16 protein-coding genes are annotated in these 15007 nt (G+C 31.5%); 12 read left to right on the forward strand and 4 right to left on the reverse strand.

Annotated features, from left to right (window positions below; genetic code table 11):
- Window positions 1-98: 98 nt before the first annotated feature.
- From OA93_RS00350 to pyrF, 3 genes are all read right to left on the reverse strand, one after another.
- The gene (locus OA93_RS00350) at window positions 99-1592 is read right to left on the reverse strand and encodes a catalase (protein ID WP_039111101.1); all 1494 of its coding nucleotides are present in this window, start codon (window positions 1590-1592) and stop codon (window positions 99-101) included.
- A gap of 400 nt (window positions 1593-1992) precedes the next feature.
- On the reverse strand, window positions 1993-2790 hold the full coding sequence (locus OA93_RS00355) for a helical backbone metal receptor (protein WP_039111102.1): 798 nt from the start codon (window positions 2788-2790) through the stop codon (window positions 1993-1995).
- A 123-nt stretch (window positions 2791-2913) separates the two neighbouring features.
- Window positions 2914-3735, reverse strand: a complete 822-nt coding sequence (gene pyrF / locus OA93_RS00360; RefSeq protein WP_039111103.1) for an orotidine-5'-phosphate decarboxylase — start codon at window positions 3733-3735, stop codon at window positions 2914-2916.
- 154 nt (window positions 3736-3889) lie between these two features.
- On the opposite strand from pyrF, the gene OA93_RS00365 reads away from it, so the two are divergent.
- The 10 genes from OA93_RS00365 to OA93_RS00405 all read left to right on the forward strand — a co-directional run bounded on the left by OA93_RS00365 (window position 3890) and on the right by OA93_RS00405 (window position 10270).
- Window positions 3890-4363: a DNA starvation/stationary phase protection protein gene (locus OA93_RS00365; RefSeq protein ID WP_039111104.1), complete on the forward strand. Its 474-nt coding sequence runs from the start codon at window positions 3890-3892 to the stop codon at window positions 4361-4363.
- Between the two features lie 438 nt (window positions 4364-4801).
- Window positions 4802-5356, forward strand: coding sequence for an AraC family transcriptional regulator (locus OA93_RS00370; protein WP_039111105.1), 555 nt, complete (start codon window positions 4802-4804; stop codon window positions 5354-5356).
- Window positions 5357-5367: 11 nt separating this feature from the next.
- The gene (locus OA93_RS00375; RefSeq protein ID WP_039111106.1) at window positions 5368-5817 is read left to right on the forward strand and encodes a response regulator; all 450 of its coding nucleotides are present in this window, start codon (window positions 5368-5370) and stop codon (window positions 5815-5817) included.
- A 10-nt stretch (window positions 5818-5827) separates the two neighbouring features.
- A complete protein-coding gene (locus tag OA93_RS00380; protein WP_039111107.1) occupies window positions 5828-7615 on the forward strand; it encodes a CHASE3 domain-containing protein in 1788 nt (595 codons plus the stop codon).
- A 202-nt stretch (window positions 7616-7817) separates the two neighbouring features.
- A complete protein-coding gene (locus tag OA93_RS00385) occupies window positions 7818-8318 on the forward strand; it encodes a DUF4142 domain-containing protein (RefSeq protein WP_052259323.1) in 501 nt (166 codons plus the stop codon).
- A gap of 49 nt (window positions 8319-8367) precedes the next feature.
- Window positions 8368-9021, forward strand: coding sequence for a porin family protein (locus OA93_RS00390; protein ID WP_039111108.1), 654 nt, complete (start codon window positions 8368-8370; stop codon window positions 9019-9021).
- A gap of 34 nt (window positions 9022-9055) precedes the next feature.
- Entirely contained in the window at window positions 9056-9208 is a 153-nt protein-coding gene (locus tag OA93_RS24750) for a lmo0937 family membrane protein (RefSeq protein ID WP_117590099.1), read from the forward strand.
- A gap of 37 nt (window positions 9209-9245) precedes the next feature.
- Window positions 9246-9503: a YtxH domain-containing protein gene (locus OA93_RS00395; RefSeq protein ID WP_039111109.1), complete on the forward strand. Its 258-nt coding sequence runs from the start codon at window positions 9246-9248 to the stop codon at window positions 9501-9503.
- Window positions 9504-9542: 39 nt separating this feature from the next.
- Window positions 9543-9896, forward strand: a complete 354-nt coding sequence (locus OA93_RS00400; protein WP_039111110.1) for a hypothetical protein — start codon at window positions 9543-9545, stop codon at window positions 9894-9896.
- Between the two features lie 32 nt (window positions 9897-9928).
- Window positions 9929-10270: a hypothetical protein gene (locus tag OA93_RS00405; protein WP_039111111.1), complete on the forward strand. Its 342-nt coding sequence runs from the start codon at window positions 9929-9931 to the stop codon at window positions 10268-10270.
- Between the two features lie 292 nt (window positions 10271-10562).
- Here OA93_RS00405 and prfA read toward each other — a convergent pair whose 3' ends face one another.
- Window positions 10563-11639: a peptide chain release factor 1 gene (gene prfA / locus OA93_RS00410; RefSeq protein WP_039111112.1), complete on the reverse strand. Its 1077-nt coding sequence runs from the start codon at window positions 11637-11639 to the stop codon at window positions 10563-10565.
- Between the two features lie 698 nt (window positions 11640-12337).
- Here prfA and OA93_RS00415 point away from each other — a divergent pair.
- Window positions 12338-13432: a hypothetical protein gene (locus tag OA93_RS00415; RefSeq protein ID WP_165572079.1), complete on the forward strand. Its 1095-nt coding sequence runs from the start codon at window positions 12338-12340 to the stop codon at window positions 13430-13432.
- 49 nt (window positions 13433-13481) lie between these two features.
- The gene (locus tag OA93_RS00420; protein WP_039111114.1) at window positions 13482-14927 is read left to right on the forward strand and encodes a UvrB/UvrC motif-containing protein; all 1446 of its coding nucleotides are present in this window, start codon (window positions 13482-13484) and stop codon (window positions 14925-14927) included.
- The last annotated feature ends 80 nt before the right edge of the window (window positions 14928-15007 follow it).

The raw sequence follows: 15007 nt of genomic DNA on the forward strand, positions 1-15007 counted from the left end.
TAAAATCTGACGGGTTTTTTATTTAAAATCTAAGATTAAGCGTTCTTTAAAGCTCTTTGTAACTTTGTAACTCTGAACCTTTGTAACTTAAAAAAGACTTATTTAACCTCAATTAATAATCTTGGATCACTAAAATTGTTTACTTCATCCATTGTCATTCCTAATGCATTTGCAACACCTTCTCCATAAGCTGGATCGGCTTTAAAGCAATTACGAATGTGTCTTACCTGAATAAACTTTTGTGCTCCTCCTACTTGTGCAGCAGTATTCTTGAATAAAAATTGTTTTTTATCATCGGTCATTAAGCGGAAAAGTTTTCCTGGTTGAGAGAAATAATCGTTATCGTCTTCTCTAAAGTTGTGAGCATACGCATCTCCGTGAATTGATAAAGGTGGTTCTTTAAATTCTGGTTGTTCTTGCCATTTTCCAAAACTATTTGGCTCATAATGTTTTTTGCTTCCGTAGTTTCCATCTACACGCATAGCGCCATCTCTGTGGAAACTATTTACTGGGCATTTTGCTGCATTTACTGGAATCTGAGCATTATTAACTCCTAAACGGTAACGGTGAGCATCTCCGTAAGAGAATAAACGAGCTTGTAACATTTTATCTGGAGAATATCCTATTCCTGGAACTATATTGGCTGGATTAAAAGCTGCTTGCTCTACTTCGGCAAAATAGTTATCTGGGTTTCTGTTTAATTCAAACTCTCCAACTGGAATAAGTGGAAAATCTCCTTTTAACCAAACTTTAGTTAAATCGAATGGATGATATTTATAGGTTTTGGCTTGCTCCTCGGTCATGATTTGCACAGACAATTTCCATTTTGGAAAATCTTTTCTTTCGATAGCATCAAATAAATCTCTTTGGTGGCTTTCTCTGTCGGCTCCAACTAATTTTGCAGCTTCTTCATCGGATAAGTTTTCGATTCCTTGTTGTGTTACAAAGTGAAACTTAACCCAATGTCTTTCGTTTTTATCATTGATAAAACTAAAAGTGTGGCTTCCGAATCCGTGCATCTGACGGTATGATTTAGGAATACCTCTATCACTCATTACAATTGTTACCTGATGTAGTGCTTCTGGAAGTAATGTCCAGAAATCCCAATTGTTATCTGCGCTTCTTAAATTGGTTTGTGGGTCACGTTTTACGGCGTGATTTAAATCAGGAAATTTCATTGGATCACGGAAAAAGAATACTGGCGTATTGTTTCCTACTAAATCCCAGTTCCCTTGATTGGTGTAGAATTTCATGGCAAAACCACGTATATCTCTTTCTGCATCGGCAGCACCTCTTTCGCCAGCAACTGTAGAAAAACGAACAAACATGTCTGTTTTTTTCCCAATTTCCGAAAAAATGTCTGCTTTAGTATATTTAGTAATGTCATGAGTTACGGTAAATGTTCCGTAGGCTGCAGATCCTTTGGCGTGCATTCTTCTTTCAGGGATTACCTCTCGGTCAAAATGTGCCATTTTTTCTAAAAACCAAAAATCCTGCAATAATACCGGACCACGAGGTCCTGCAGTCATTATGTTCTGATTGTCTGGTACAGGCGTTCCTGTTGCCGTGGTAAGTTTGTCATTCGATTCCATAAGTAACAAATTTTAATGATTATATTCAAAGGTAACGTACTTGCGTGCATAAACAAAATTGATTGTTTTTATATTCTAATAACTACAAACTATTGAAAAGTTTTAAATTAGTACATTTTTAATTTACCTAAAAGTAATCAAAAAAAAGTTAACTTATGTACAACAAAGTAATAACAAAACCTTAACAGGATAACATTGGCTTATGTCTGATCTTTGCAATGTAATAAACTGGTTATTTATTATTTTGGTTTTGGTTAGTTAAATGATTGCCGGCATCTGTTAGATGTCGGCTTTTTTTTGCATTATAATTTCCTACATTTTAAAGCATGTAAAAACCAATGCTTCCTATTGAAGCTTTAGGAGCACTTTTGTTTTAATGGAAATTCTCTATAAAAAAATATTATTGCAAGCGTTCGTGCATTTGCTTAAAATAGGAGAATGCTTTTAGCAAACGGGTTCCATACCAAGAAAACATTTCGCCATCGACAAAAACAGTTTTGGCATGATGTGTAAATCGCCCAATCTCGAATGCATCTTCTTCTTTAAAAGGATAAGGTTCTGAGGATAATAAAACGACGTCGGGATCGCCCTCTAAACGCATTTTCTTAAGCTCTATTTCAGGATAACGTCCTTTATCAAGATATATGTTTGTAAAGTGATTGAGTTTAAGTAACTCATTGATATAATTATCTGAACCTGCTACCATAAAAGGATTTTTCCAGATAAAGTAAGCTGCTTTTTTAAACGGCTTGTCTTTTATATAAGATTTAAAATCCTGCAACCCAAAAGCTAATTTATCGTTCCACTTTTGAGCTTCGGTACGGCAATTAAACAATTGTCCAAAATCGGTAATCATTTGAAAATTATCTTCGATGGTCAAGATATTAGTAACCCAAACCGGACATATCTCTGATAGTTTTTCGACAATTTCCTTTGTGTTTTCTTCTTTATTACAAATGATAATATCTGGATTCAATAATCGGATTTTCTCATAATGCACTTTCTTCGTTCCGCCAACCATTTTCTTTGTTGATTTAAAATGATATGGGTGAACACAGAACTTGGTTATTCCGATGATTTTATCTTCGAGACCTAAATCATAAAGTAATTCGGTTTGCGAAGGAACAAGCGAAATAATTCGTTTTGGTGCAGTTTCGAAAGAATGTGAAGTACCGATTTGGTCTATTAGGGTTTTCATTTGTTTAAAGTTTAAAGTTGCTCTACTTTGAGAATTTTACCGCAAAGGTTACGAAGAGTTACGCAAAGAACACAAAGCTTTGCGGACTTTGCGTAAATCTTAGCGCTCTTTGCGGTTAAAAAATTAAACCTTTGAACTCATAATCTCTTCCATTTCTTGTTGTACTTTCAAAGCTTCTTCTCTTGCTTTATCAGCAAAATCAGTTCCTTTAGAAGCATAAATAATAGCACGAGAAGAATTAATAAGTAATCCTACTTTATCATTCATTCCGTATTTACATACTTCTGCTAAGTTTCCGCCTTGAGCGCCAACTCCTGGAACCAATAAAAAACTATCGGGTACAATCTTACGAATCTCAGTAAAATATTCGGCTTTTGTAGCTCCAACAACATACATTAGGTTTTCGCTATTTTTCCATGTTTTAGAAGTTTCCAGAACTTGTTTGTATAATTCGGTACCATTGGTAATTAAAGTCTGGAAATCGAATGCGCCTTCATTAGATGTTAACGCCAACATTATAGTGTGCTTATTTTCGAAAGCTAAGAAAGGCTCTACTGAATCTTTCCCCATATAAGGTGCAACTGTTACACTATCAAAATTTAAATCCTCAAAGAAAGCTTTGGCATACATACTCGATGTATTACCAATATCGCCACGTTTGGCATCGGCAATTGTAAAAATATCAGGATGTTTCTCATTGATATAGTTAATCGTTTTTTGCAGCGACAACCAACCTTTTATTCCGTAAGCTTCATAAAAAGCTGTATTGGGTTTGTAGGCAATTGCCAAATCGTGTGTGGCATCAATTATTGCTTTATTGAATTCGAAAATTGGGTCTTCGGTTTCTAGAAGATGTTGTGGAATTTTGGTTAAATCGACATCTAAACCGATGCATAAAAATGATTTTTTTTGAAGAATTTGTTCGTGTAGTTGTTGTGTTGTCATATTGTAATTTGCTAGTGCGGCAAAATTACAAATAATATTATTGGTATTCGAATTTCGGCAAACATAGAATTCTTATAAAACAGGGCGGTAATTGTGTAACAAGTCAAGCTGTTGTTAAAACTAAATTTGGAAAACAACGTTTAAAGTAAATTACATGAAACCCAATATAGGAATAGCTCCAAAAGATTTAAAGAAAAGTGCCGACATCTTAACCTCAATTTTATCAAATGAAATGATCTTATATGTAAAAACAAGAAAATTTCATTGGAACATATCTGGAAACAGTTTTATGGAGTTACATAAACTATTTGAAGACCAATATGGTGTTCTGGAAACTATCATTGATGAAGTAGCCGAAAGAATTAATCAGCTTGGCGAAAAAACAATCGGAACCATGACAGAATTTATTGGTAACTCGACATTAAAGGAGTTTCCTAATAAGTATCCGTCGCAAAAAGAAATGCTAAGTGAGTTATTAGAAAATCACGAACAGGTTATTACGGAATTTAGAAAATACATTCCTGCTTTCGAAAATGAAAATCATGATATAGGTTCTGCCGATTTTATCACTGGTTTATTAGAACAACACGAAAAAATGTCCTGGATATTAAGACGTTATCTAAGTTAAATTTTTACTAAAATGGGAATTCTGCAACAAATACCCGTTTTAATATAACTATTTAACTCTCAATATTTTGTACATTTACATACTATACTTTTCGAAGTTTAAATAAATTAAAATAAAGAAAACGGGTTATAAAGAAAAGTTGAAATATTACGTACTACATTTTCAGATGATGATTTGATGTTTGCTGAAGTGAGGAAGTCGAAATTATTATTTAAGACTTCAGCAAAAATTAGGGAAATCAAAAAAAGTAGAGAATCAAATCAATCTGATTTGTAAATTCTTTTTAACTCAGTTAGTACCGTCTAATTTTATATTAGGCGGTATTTTTTTGTTAATTACTAAAATAATAACAATCACTCCCCTACACTTACTTTACTGCTCATTTTATTACTACTTAGCAATAATTTTTTATCTATCTTTAGCAATATTTTTTAAACGATGAAGTTATTTATTAAGTTTGACATTAATACAGTTTGCACCCAATTTCTGAAACAGAAATTAGGCGAACGCCAAATAAATTATACACCGTTGGGTTTTGGAGAAATTGAATTGGACAAAAACCTAACATCCGAAGAATTGGATAGCATGAAGAATGAGTTAGAGCCTTTTGGGTTAGAAATTGTAGAGAATCAGAAGAGTGTTTTAGTACAAAAAATAAAAGATGCTATTATAGAAATGGTTTTTATGGATGAAAACGGGAACAACTTAAAAAGTTCTGTTTATCTAGCCGAAAAATTAAATCATAGTTACGGATACTTATCAAACGTATTTTCGGAAGTTACTTATTCGTCTATTGAGAATTTTATCATTTTACAAAAAATTGAACGAGCCAAACATCTCATTATTATAAATGAAATGAGCTTGACCGAAATTGCATTTTTACTCAATTACTCTAGCGTTGCGCATTTAAGCACACAATTTAAGAACACAACAGGAATCACTCCTTCGGCCTTTCAGAGAATCATAAAAAAACGACGCGAAAACCTAAAATAAAGAATTTATAAATGCAAAAAAACGCATTACATATTTTACTGGCAGATGATGATGAAGATGATCGCCTTTTTTTCAAAGACGCCTTTGAAGAAGTAAAAATACAGACACAAGTACAATTTGCTCATGACGGAATAGAGTTGATGGAGCATTTAATGCATCCTGACACCATATTACCCGATATTTTATTTCTGGATTTAAATATGCCTAAAAAAACAGGTAAAGAATGCTTGATGGAAATAAAAAAAACAGATCATTTAAAACACCTTATAATTGCTATCTACTCTACTTCTTCATCAGAGGAAGATATTGAAGATACTTTTATACAAGGAGCAAATATTTACATTAAAAAACCAAGCAATTTTAATGCTCTAAAAAAGATTATTAATGAAGTTGTAACTTTAAATTGGCATTATCACACTTCTGGTTTAAACCGTGATACATTTTTGTTACGCTTAAAATAATTAAAATCGGATGAAATTGATACCCAATTTTAATTCCCCACGTGCGCTGAGGATTATTTTTGCAATATCGATATTTATTTTATTGTTTATTTCATCGGTATCCTATCAACACAATCGTGACTTGCAGAATTCTAGCAAGTTAATGATGCATACCTATGAAATAAACATTCAATTAGAGCGACTACTTTCGTTTGTAAAAGATGCCGAAACGGGACAAAGAGGCTATATAATAACCAAAAACAGCCGTTTTCTTGCCCCTTACCTATTTTCTCGCGATAAAGTAAATCGATCCTTTATCGCACTTAGGAAATTAACGGCAGACAATCCTAAGCAACAAAAAAATCTTAAAAATCTATTCGATTTAATCATCCAGCGTTATACCTATCTTGAAGGTTCTTTAAAATACAGCAACGAAAAAACCTACGACAAAAGGAAACTCGATAACTGTATGTTTGGAGGAAGAATTGTAATGGAAAACATTCGTTTTCAGATAGATGAAATGAATGATTTTGAAAAAGACATCTTACAAAAAAGACAAAAAATATACCAAAGCGAGATTTCATTAACTCCAGTCTTTACCATATCCTTATTTCTGGTAGCGCTTTCGCTTATTTTACTTTCGTACAGACAAATTAGTAATGATATTGATCGCTTGCGTGTATTTAATAAAAAGCTATTAATTTCTAGCAAACTAATGGCTGAGTCCGAAATAATTGGAGCTTTTAGCACTTGGCAATGGGATTTAGGAACCGATAAAATGGTTTACTCTGATAATCAATATCGCTTATTAGGCTATCCGCCAAACTATTTTGTTCCAGAAAAAGATACCTTTCTGGATTTTGTACATCCCGAAGATAAAGAAGCTTTCTCAAACCTAATGCAAGGGATTATCGAGAATAAGCAGCTTCCGCTTATATACTATAGAATTATTCGAAAAAACGGCGATATCAGATACTTTAAATCTATTGGTAAACTTTTAATAGATGAGCAAGGAAGTAAAATCATGTTAGGAATAACGTTTGACATTACCGAAGAACATTTTCAGAATATTGCAATTTACGAACGTAACAAAGAGTTAGAGAAAACGAATAAGGAACTAGCATCCTTTAACCATGTGGCGAGTCACGATTTACAAGAACCACTTCGTAAAATCCAAACTTTTATTTCGAGATTTTCTGATAACGACAAAGCAGCTATGTCTGAAAGCGGACGAGAATACATCAACAAGATTGGAGTATCTGCTAAAAGAATGCGTATTTTAATCGATGATTTATTGTTGTTCTCCAGAACTAATACTACCAAGAAAGAATTCTTAAAAACGAATTTAAACGACTTACTCGAAAAAGTAAAACTAGAATTCACTGAAGTACTTCAGGAGAAAAACGCCATTATATTATCGGATAAACTACCAAAACTACATGTTATTCCGTACCAAATAGAACAGCTATTTATTAACCTAATTAGCAATTCTTTAAAGTATGACCAACCAGATGTTTTACCAAAAATCAATATTTCGTGTACCAAAATTCATGCTACAGAATTTCCTGATTTGCTAGAACAATCTATAAAAAAATATTACAAAATTACGTTTACCGATAACGGAATGGGATTTGATCCTCAGTTTAAAGAAACCATTTTTGTATTGTTTCAGCGTTTACATTCTAAAACAGATCAATATCCTGGAACTGGAATAGGTCTGGCTATTTGCAAAAAAATTGTCGAAAACCATAAAGGTCATATCATTGCCGACAGTACACCGGGCAAAGGATCTATTTTTACCATTTTTCTACCCGAATAATCCTCTCAAAAAACTAACTTTTATCGTTATATAATTCATATTATGGGAATTATATAACGATTCTTTTTTATGCTGTAAAGTATTAATTGTATTTAGGTTGCAACTTTGTAATATAAACTTTTATGAAGTGAAAATTAACCCACTGTTCCCCTCTAAATTTTTGCTTGTTAGAGCAATTTTTGTCTTTTTAATTCTGACGACAATGCTTTCATGCAAAAAAAGCGAAGCGCTTGAAAAAACATCAGATAATGAAGTTTTTAGCAAAACGGCTTCAGAAGAAATTGATGCTTATTTTTTAATAGCTACAGCTAATATTAGTAAAGCTATAATATCAAAAAGCCAAATCGCACAGCAGAAATGTCAAGAGGGTAAAATAAAAAAATTAAGCAGTGAAATAGAAACCAATCAGAATGAATTGCTTCATGAAATAGCCAGAATGGCCAACCAAAAGCTAATCATTATTATAAATACCGACGAAAAGGAAACTAATAACGATTTATACTCTTTGATTGATGCAACCAAGGCCGATTTTGATAAAGCATACATAGATTTAATAATCGAATCTATAAGCGATCAGATTGAGTTATTAAAATCGATAACAAGAGAAACCAATGATACTGATATAATAAAATTATCGATTAAATATTTGCCAACACAATACCGCTTTCTTGACACAGCAAAAGCGATAAAAAAAGAATCATGATTATTTAAATAGCAACAACGTAATTTATAAGCCCTAAAATTTTAAAACTATGAAAAACAAAGCCCAATTATTACATGCCGTGACATTATTTATTTCAGCTTCTTTTGGAGTATTACAAGCCCAAAACGCTCCCGTAAATGCCGAATTCGGGATAAAAGGAGGAGCAAATATGTCTAATCTTTATTCTGGAGAAGTCGATGACAAAAATGCCATATATGGCTTTAATGTCGGAGTTTATGCTGCATTTCCTATTGCAGATAATATCTTCATACAACCCGAAATATTATACACTACCAAGGGTGCAGAGCTAGAATACAATAGCAATTTTGTGAGCGGTGTAGGTCGTTTTAGACTTAACTATATCGAAGTTCCCTTATTAGTAAAATTTAAAGTAACACAAAACTTCAATGTACATGTAGGGGGTTACGCCTCTTATCTGGTAGACGGAAAAGTTACCAACGAATCTAGTGCTGGTACAGCTTTTGACTTTGAAGAAAATATCAATGCCGATGATTTTAATCGATTTGATGCTGGATTATCAGCAGGTGTCGGTGTCGACTTTGACCCACTTAGCATAGGATTACGTTATAATTACGGATTAACAACCGTAGGAAAAGAACGCAGTTTCTTAGGAACCAACTATACTTTTCCTGATGCCAAGAATAGCAATTTAAGCTTATACCTTGCGTATAAATTAAACTAAGCATTCTTATTATTAACCCTTAAATATATATGCCATGTCGAATTTATTATACACCATCGCCGTTATTTTAGTCATTATGTGGGCTCTGGGATTCTTTGTTTATAGCCTGGGAAGTATTATTCATATTTTATTGGTTATTGCAATTATCGCAGTATTGTTCAGATTAATTAAAGGTAAAGAAGTTTAGAAACAAGTTATATTATTAAACACTAAATACAAATATTATGAAAACTAGTAACACCATTTTAGGAATTATCGGAGCTGCAGCAGCAGGAGCATTATTAGGAGTATTGTTTGCACCAGATAAAGGATCAAAAACGAGACAAAAAATAGCTGACAAAAGCAAAGATTACAAAGACGAATTTAAAGGCAAATTAGATAATATCGTAAGTACTGGAAAAGATCTTATGAATCAAGGAAAAGCCAAATACAATAATGCCAAAGCCGAAGTAAGCGACGGAATTGAGCACGTAACTAATTAAGAAGAAGTGTGATTTTATTTAATAAGCAAACACAATCAGATGGAAACTAAAACGACAACAACAACAGATACACTTTTTGATAAGGCCGAAAACTATACCAAAACAAGCTTTGAACTTTTCAAACTTAAATCGGTATCTGTATCCGCCGATGTACTATCATCCCTAACATCACAAATTATTGTTGCTGTTGTTGTTGTTTTTTTTAGTTTATTCCTCAACATTGGACTTAGTTTATTAATTGGCCAGCTCCTTGGCGAATATTATTATGGCTTTTTTGTACTAGCATTTGCTTATTTAATTCTTGCAATCGTACTGTATAAAAATCAGAATAAATGGATTAAGAAACCAATAGGAAACATCATAATTTCGCTTTTATTAAAAAACAGGAGTTAAATGATTTGAAATTAATTTTAAAATAATTCATCATGAAAACCAATAACGCAACCGATGATTTAAATCAGATGATTTTGCAATTAAAAAATCAGCAAGAAGCCGAATGGATTGATTTAAAAGATAAATTTCATGACCTAAAAGAGCATTTAAAACCACTGAATATAATAAAAGATACCTTAGAGGAAATTAATAGCGGTATCGATATAAAAAGTAATTTACTTCAATCTATCTTTAGTATTGGCGCAGGATATTTATCCAAACGCATATTGGTAGGAACCACACATAATAAGGTTACAAAATTCTTTGGCTCGATATTTCAGTTAGTAGTAACTAATTTTATTTCGAGAAAAACCGCTGCGCATAGTAAAGATTAAACGCAAAATTTTTTTTTACCGCAATTTAACCACAAAGTTTTTTTTAACCGCAAAGGTCGCAAAGCTTTATCCAAAAAGATTGTAAAATTTTTATTTTGTCTTTCTTTAAAAAACTTAGCGACTCAGAACCTTAGCAACTTAGCACCTTTTAAAAAAACCTTTGAGCCTTTGCACCTCAGAACCTTAGTACCTTAAAAGAAAAAATACCACCAAAAAAAAAGCCGAATTACAAAGTAATTCGACTTTTTCATATCTTAGAAACTCAGAAACTTAGCACCTCAGTACCTTTTTTTTAGAAAACTTCCGAAGCTTCTTTTAATTTCTCAGTATTATTTACCAATTGTAATTCATCTACAATTTTCTGGATATCACCATTCATGATATTACCCAAATCGTATAAAGTAAGACCTACACGGTGATCGGTTACACGACCTTGCGCATAGTTATACGTACGAATCTTAGCCGAACGGTCACCCGAACTTACTTGCGAAGTACGCTTAGTAGCATCCTCAGCCTCTTTTTTGGCTAATTCTTGTTCGTATAAACGAGAACGTAATACGTTTAACGCTTTATCTTTATTCTTGTGTTGTGATTTCTGATCCTGACATTGAGCCACTAAACCAGTTGGAATATGCGTTAAACGCACAGCCGATTTAGTTGTATTAACCGATTGTCCTCCAGGTCCTGACGAACAGAAAAAGTCAACACGTACATCGTTCATATCAATTTGTACATCAAACTCTTCGGCTTCAGGAAGTACCATAACCGTAGCTGCCGATGTATGCACACGACCTTGAGTTTCTGTCTGAGGAACACGTTGTACACGGTGCACACCAGCTTCAAACTTCAATGTTCCATAAACATCCTCACCAGTAACCTCAAAGATAACCTCTTTAAATCCTCCCGAAGTACCCTCGTTCATATCTACAACCGAAGTTCTCCAACCGCGGTTTTCGCAATATTTAGTGTACATACGAAAAAGATCTCCAGCAAAAATACTTGCCTCATCTCCACCCGTACCAGCACGAATCTCTACCATTACGTTTTTGGCATCTTCAGGATCCTTAGGAATCAACATAAACTTAATTTCTTCCTCCAGTTCTGGTAATCTATCCTTAGCTTCGTCTAATTGCATTTTGGCCATTTCGGTCATATCGGCATCGCTACCGTCTGCAATAATTTCGTTTGCCTCTTCTATATTTGCCATCAAAAGCACGTATTCGTCGCGTTTTTCGGCCAATGCTTTTAAGTTCTTGTACTCTTGATTCAATTGCACATAACGTTTCTGATCCGCAATAACATCCGGTTGGATGATTAAATCCGAAATCTCGTCGAAACGTTGTTTTACTATTTGAAGTCTATCTAACATTTTATAAGTCCTTTATTTGGACTGCAAAATTACAAAATTTTTGTTTAAAATTCTATCATTAAAGTTCTGAGTTTTTTAACCACAATTTCATGATGAATTTTAGCAGAGTTATGGTCTTTTTTAGGAGCTATTTACTTCGTCAGTTCGCTTCGCTCGTGTCCTGCTATCCGCTTGTATCTTTTTATTTTTAAAGAAAAAATAAAAAAGGATACCTCCCGACACTTCGGGGCTATCAGGGCTAGGGATTTTGTTTATTTATAGAATTTACGGTTTTCAGTAAAATTCTTGAATCAAAACGAGTTAGTTTTGGGAAATCTTTTAAATTAAATACTTTTTATTAGTATTATCGTTGTTAATTTATATATTTGAAGAGATAATAAATAACGTTTATTATTCTTAACTATTGAAAAAAGTGACTTAACTAAGGCTTTATTATATTAAAACTAGCTGACTGAAAGTTTTGCTCAAAAAGAACAAAAAAATAAATGAATCAAACATTACTACTTATCATTTTATCAACAATAATTCTATTAATAGAAATCTATTCTGAAACTCATTTAAAAAATTACGGAACATTCCTTGAAAGAATAGTTTATTTATTTAGTATCAAAACACTCTTTAATCTTTTAAAATTTAGTTGCCTTTTTAGTTTTTGCTATGTATTATTAAAGTTAAACAAAACAATACTAGACATAAACTTGATAAATACAAAAATAATAAATATTGATTTTGAAAATATATTATTATATTATGTTCCATCAGGAATATTTTCAGTCGGTGTAATTTTTTCAAATTCAAATGAATTATTTAGACAATTGCAGGGTTACTCAATAGAAAACGAAAAATTAAATCAATTGGCTGCAAATTTAAAATATTTGCTTTTTAGAGTAATTTCATTTACTTTAACATTCTTTATTTTTAAATATACATTAGAGTATATACTTAAACTTGATTTATATTTTAGGAAAGATAATTTATCAATATTTGATTGGCTCGAATACAATAAAAATGAAATAGATAATTATAATAGAGGTGTTTATTTCTCCCTTTTGTTAACTATTATTATTTTCTTTTTATTCAATAACTCTTTCATTAAAAAGAATAGTAATTATTGGGATTATCGCGCAATAAGTTTTGACTTTTTTAAATATTTTTTCATTTCAATTATTCTTAGTCTTGGGCTTTTCTTTGGTATTTTCTCAATATTTAATGGAATTTTCAATATTTTTAATTCAAGTCTTACCCAATGGATCAGTAAAGAAAATATTTTAGGAATATTACCTATAAGAATTTCTTCATTATTAATTCTAGTATATTTGATTGGGTATATTTATAAAGAAGTATTAAACAAAAACTTAATTCATTTTCTAGTTTTAGGAATATTTCCCATTAGAACAATTTCAAAATATTCTCAAAGTATAGTTTTTGAAAAAAGAGAAACTTTATTTTTTTCACAAATTTCATTTTATATCTTAAATATTGCACTAGCAGAGTTATTTGTCATTATTGGGTACAAAAGTATCTATTTAAGTATTTTAAATTTTGCTATATTATTCATTCTAGATGATTTTAAAATAATTAATGATTATTCAAACGGATTAAGAAGTATTTTACCTTCGCATTTTATTAGAATTTGGATTTTTAATATAATAATGATTGTCGTAGCATTAATTTTACTTGCCAACAAAGAATACTATGAGATTCTAACGATGTATTTATTATTTACATTCATCTTATTTCGATATTATTTTAAAAATTTTCATTTAATATCTTTAAGATCTCTTTATACTTAAAAAAAATGCTAATAGTAATGTATATAGCAAGTTTCAAAAATTAATCATAATGGAAATAAACAAAATTATCGCTATCGCAATCAGTGAATATGATGACGTGGAGTTAAACAAAATTCAGAATACTAAAAGTGACATTGCTGAAATAATTTCTATTTTAACTGATAAATATGTATTTGAAGATATTGAATTTATCTTCGAAAAAAAAGATACCACGAGAAAAACACTTTTCTCAAAACTTAATTATTCTTTTGTCAATGCCTCAGAAGATGAAAATATTCTTTTATTTTTTGCTGGTCATGGAGAGTATAATCAAATCCTTGAAACTGCTTATTGGCTACCCTCTGATTCAGACCCAAAAGACCCTTCTACGTGGATAAATATCAATGACATACTTACTTTCATTAATGCTTCAAAAGCATTTCATGTATCAATTATTTCGGACTCATGCTTCTCTGGAGCAATTTTTGAAGTTCCAAAACGAGGGGGTGGTATTCAAGCTTATGAAAGTAAAAAATCAAGACTAGCTCTGACTTCAGGAGGAATTGAAAAAGTTAGTGATGGAGCACGGGGGAAAAAGAGTCCTTTTGCTGAAAACCTGATTAAAGAATTATTGGAAAATAATTTAGAAGAAATGCCTTTTAATATTCTTGCTAATAATTTAATTTTAACCTTCAATGAAAATCGCATTCAAACCCCCATGTTTGGCGCTCTACATGGTGTAGGTCATCAAGGGGGAGCTTTTATATTTAAATTAAAAGGAGTCGAAATCGCTCAACCTGATAATATAAATGACTATTTAAAATCAAGATTAGCACATTTGTATATTCCAATTGGAAAAGAACATATACAAATTATTAGACAGATTCAACCAATTAATAAAGAAAAACATGAATTGGTTAAAAACCAAAAATATGAAAAAGCCATGGAGCTACGAGATGAAGAAAAAAGGCTTGAAGATTTCATTTATAAAACTTGTCCAGAATATCTAGATAACAAATTTAATAACGTTAAAATATCAAAAGAAAACTATTCTAAAATTGAAAGTGTTAAAAAAAGCATAGTTGAATTTGATCTAGAGCATTTAGACAAAAAAAAGATTATTACTAAAAATTTGACTACCTTAGAACTTGAACATTTACAAACTCACAAAGAACTCACGTCTGAACATAAGCTGATGCTGAAAAGCATTGCCGAACGTAATGCTGGTTATTTCGATTTTCTAAATCCAAGTAGAGATTTCTTTATGAGTGAAAAATCAAACTTGATTGAAAAATACCTTCTAAACATTTCTAATTTGTATACTTACTTTTTACAAATTAAAGCAAATTCAGATATTGATTTTCTTGAGCAAAAAAAAATAGCGTTAAGGAATATATTAATAAAAATATATGAACTTGAAATAAAAATACTTTATAGATGGTACTCAGATGATATAGATGAATTCATTGCTTTAAAAAAATTAGACATCGAATTACTAAATTGGATTAGAAATTAAAACAAACCTGATTGTACGGATACTATTTTTGATTTCTAATCCACACTATCAAGTTATTACTGATAGAGAAACGAAGATGA

The organism is Flavobacterium sp. KMS, assembly GCF_000813005.1.
GTDB lineage: Bacteria > Bacteroidota > Bacteroidia > Flavobacteriales > Flavobacteriaceae > Flavobacterium.

Excerpts from the sequence above, each read along its gene's own strand:
- pyrF (WP_039111103.1), bottom strand. The coding sequence starts at position 3,735 with ATGACAACACAACAACTACACGAACAAATTCTTCAAAAAAAATCATTT.
- OA93_RS00390 (WP_039111108.1), top strand. The coding sequence starts at position 8,368 with ATGAAAAACAAAGCCCAATTATTACATGCCGTGACATTATTTATTTCA.
- OA93_RS00365 (WP_039111104.1), top strand. The coding sequence starts at position 3,890 with ATGAAACCCAATATAGGAATAGCTCCAAAAGATTTAAAGAAAAGTGCC.
- OA93_RS00400 (WP_039111110.1), top strand. The coding sequence starts at position 9,543 with ATGGAAACTAAAACGACAACAACAACAGATACACTTTTTGATAAGGCC.
- OA93_RS00350 (WP_039111101.1), bottom strand. The coding sequence starts at position 1,592 with ATGGAATCGAATGACAAACTTACCACGGCAACAGGAACGCCTGTACCA.
- OA93_RS00385 (WP_052259323.1), top strand. The coding sequence starts at position 7,818 with ATGCTTTCATGCAAAAAAAGCGAAGCGCTTGAAAAAACATCAGATAAT.
- OA93_RS00355 (WP_039111102.1), bottom strand. The coding sequence starts at position 2,790 with ATGAAAACCCTAATAGACCAAATCGGTACTTCACATTCTTTCGAAACT.
- OA93_RS00405 (WP_039111111.1), top strand. The coding sequence starts at position 9,929 with ATGAAAACCAATAACGCAACCGATGATTTAAATCAGATGATTTTGCAA.
- OA93_RS24750 (WP_117590099.1), top strand. The coding sequence starts at position 9,056 with ATGTCGAATTTATTATACACCATCGCCGTTATTTTAGTCATTATGTGG.
- prfA (WP_039111112.1), bottom strand. The coding sequence starts at position 11,639 with ATGTTAGATAGACTTCAAATAGTAAAACAACGTTTCGACGAGATTTCG.
- OA93_RS00395 (WP_039111109.1), top strand. The coding sequence starts at position 9,246 with ATGAAAACTAGTAACACCATTTTAGGAATTATCGGAGCTGCAGCAGCA.
- OA93_RS00370 (WP_039111105.1), top strand. The coding sequence starts at position 4,802 with ATGAAGTTATTTATTAAGTTTGACATTAATACAGTTTGCACCCAATTT.
- OA93_RS00420 (WP_039111114.1), top strand. The coding sequence starts at position 13,482 with ATGGAAATAAACAAAATTATCGCTATCGCAATCAGTGAATATGATGAC.
- OA93_RS00380 (WP_039111107.1), top strand. The coding sequence starts at position 5,828 with ATGAAATTGATACCCAATTTTAATTCCCCACGTGCGCTGAGGATTATT.
- OA93_RS00375 (WP_039111106.1), top strand. The coding sequence starts at position 5,368 with ATGCAAAAAAACGCATTACATATTTTACTGGCAGATGATGATGAAGAT.